At 73.4% G+C, this 1,038-nt stretch carries 2 protein-coding genes; both read right to left on the bottom strand.

Going from position 1 to position 1,038, the window contains the following annotated elements; translation table 11 throughout:
* Nucleotides 1-687, bottom strand: a 687-nt coding sequence (locus tag DMB42_RS52700; protein WP_148109032.1) for a cation diffusion facilitator family transporter, incomplete at its 3' end; no start/stop codon positions are given.
* The coding region (locus tag DMB42_RS52695; RefSeq protein WP_148109031.1) for a helix-turn-helix transcriptional regulator at nucleotides 687-1,038 on the bottom strand (352 nt) is incomplete at its 5' end. The genes DMB42_RS52695 and DMB42_RS52700, both read right to left, overlap by 1 nt.

Here is a 1,038-nt window from a genome sequence, read left to right as displayed (position 1 = left end):
GATGGCGGCCAGGTCGGCGGCCACGGCGGCGGCGTCGACGCCCTCGGGCACGTGCTGGCCCAGGACGGCGAACACCTGGCGGCCGAGGGAGATCGCGCGGACGGCGACGAAGATCCCGATGGCCAGGGCGACGACGGTGTCCCAGAAAGCCTGCCCGGTCGTCGAGACCAGCCAGCCGGCCACGATGGCGTCGGCCGAGCCGGCGGTGTCGGCCACGACCTCCAGGTAGGCGCCCTTGACGTTCAGGCTCTCGCTCGCGCCCGAACGCAGGAGCAGCAGGGCGATGAGGTTGACCACCAGGCCGATGGCGCCGACGACGAGCATCGGCCCGGAGGAGACCTCGGCGGTGCCGCCGATACGGCCGATGGCCTCGGTGACGACGTAGAGCGCGACGCCGAGCATGAGGACGACGGCCAGCAGCGAGGCGAACACCTCGGCCCGGTAGGAGCCGTAGCTGCGCCGTCCGGTGGTGTCGGGGCGGCCGGCGATCCGGGTGGCGACCAGGGCCGCGCCGAGCGTGACGACGTCGGCGGCCATGTGGCCGGCGTCCGACATCAGGGCCAGGGAGCCGGAGATCAGCCCGTAGGCCAGCTCGACCAGGAAGAAGGAGCCGATCAGGACGAAGGAGACCGCCAGCCGCCAGCGGTGGCGGGCTCCGGCGTGCCCGTGTCCGTGTCCGGCGCCCATCACGCTCTCCCGTCGCGTTCGGGGTGGATGGCCTCGGTGTGCTCGGTGTGGGCCAGCGCCAGGTCCAGCAACATCCGTACGTGCGGGTCCTCCAGCCGGTAGTAGGCCATCCGGCCCGAGCGGCGGGCGGCGACGATCCGGTGGGCGCGCAGCAGCCGCAGCGCGTGGGAGACGGCCGACTCGCTCTGCCCGGTCACCGCGGCCAGGTCACACACGCACAACTCGCCGTCCAGCAGGGCGACCAGCAGCTTCAGCCGGTTCTGGTCGGACAGCAGGCCGAAGACGTCGGCCGTGTCGGCCAGGTCCTCGGCGGCGGGCATGCGCTCGTGCACGGCGGCGACCCGGTCGGCG

The organism is Nonomuraea sp. WAC 01424, assembly GCF_003947315.1.
Taxonomy (GTDB): domain Bacteria; phylum Actinomycetota; class Actinomycetes; order Streptosporangiales; family Streptosporangiaceae; genus Nonomuraea; species Nonomuraea spiralis.
Note: the sequence above shows the minus strand (reverse complement) of the source record. Positions and strands in the feature narration are given on the sequence as shown.